This window comes from Bacillus sp. AFS073361, assembly GCF_002567005.1.
In the GTDB taxonomy this organism is placed as follows: Bacteria; Bacillota; Bacilli; order Bacillales; family Cytobacillaceae; genus Neobacillus.
On the sequence record NZ_NUZU01000078.1, the window covers coordinates 1 to 1,168 of the forward strand.

The following is a 1,168-nucleotide window of genomic DNA, read 5'->3' on the forward strand; positions in this document are numbered from 1 at the left end:
GCTTTTAAATCTTGATTCTTCACATGTTTTACTAGTTCAGCGATTAGGTCTGGTACGAAACAGCCGAAACCTACAAGCGCGCCATCGATCCCTTGAACTAGAGTTGGTAATAAGTATTCGTCATGACAAGTCAATAGTGCAACATCCGGGGCATTCTTTTTCAATACTCTAATATCTACTTCATATTGTGCCATGTCTCTTTGACCAACTTTAACTGCTACGACATTTGGAATTTCAGTCATTTCTAACAATTGGCTTGTTGTGTAAGATGATTTTGTCCAAGTTGGGTATTGATGGACTACAATGCCGATGTTAATTTCTGCTGCAACATCTTTGAAGAACTCAACTGTTGATTCAGGTTGCATGCCAAATCGTAACCATGAGTGTGGAGGCATTAGTAGAATTCCTTCTCCCCCTGCTTTTTCTACAGCTTGAGCATGTTGGATCGCTTCGATTGTTCCTTCAGCAGATACTCCAGAAATAACAGGAATCCGACCTTGTAATTCATCAGCAGCGATTCTCACAGCTTCTGCACGATCTTCAGGAAGTAGAGTCATAATTTCACCAGTGTGACCGTTTACAACAATACCATTAACACCTTCATGGCTTGCCACCCAACGAACTAATTTACGAAAGCCTTCTTCATCAATTGAGTAATCATCTTTAAAAGGGATAAGAACTGCTGGAAATACTCCGCTCCATTTTGCTTTGTTTTTCATTTTATCATTCCTCCAGATTTTTTATTTTATATAGTAATCGTTTACGTAATTAATCATATCTTGTAAGCGTTTGCTGAGTCAATAACATTTTTTATTTCTTTGAATAATCATATAATTCAAGAGAAAATAATAGTTTTCAATAAGTTTTTTGTTGAAAAATAGGAAAAATATATAATATACTAAAAAAATCCATTAGTAATCGTTTGCGTTAAAGATGAGGTTCCGCGATAACTCATATTTCTTCATCAACCCCCCTACCTTCGTCTACTACGAGTGGTTACGGAATACCCGTAACCACTCTCAATTTTTAATTACTACGCTTTAACCTCATCTTTAATTAAGCCCACTTTTAGTAAACCTTGACGAATTTCCTCTACTTCTTCTTCAGATAAAGGTAAAACTGGTCGTCTAGCTAAAGAACTGCTAATCAATCCACGTTGATACATAGC

At 36.6% G+C, this 1,168-nt stretch carries 1 protein-coding gene; it reads right to left on the bottom strand.

The window, feature by feature from the left end; all coding sequences use genetic code 11:
• A partial coding sequence (locus COJ96_RS25380; RefSeq protein ID WP_142333058.1) for a dihydrodipicolinate synthase family protein occupies positions 1-719 on the bottom strand: 719 nt, incomplete at its 3' end.
• Positions 720-1,168: the final 449 nt, after the last annotated feature.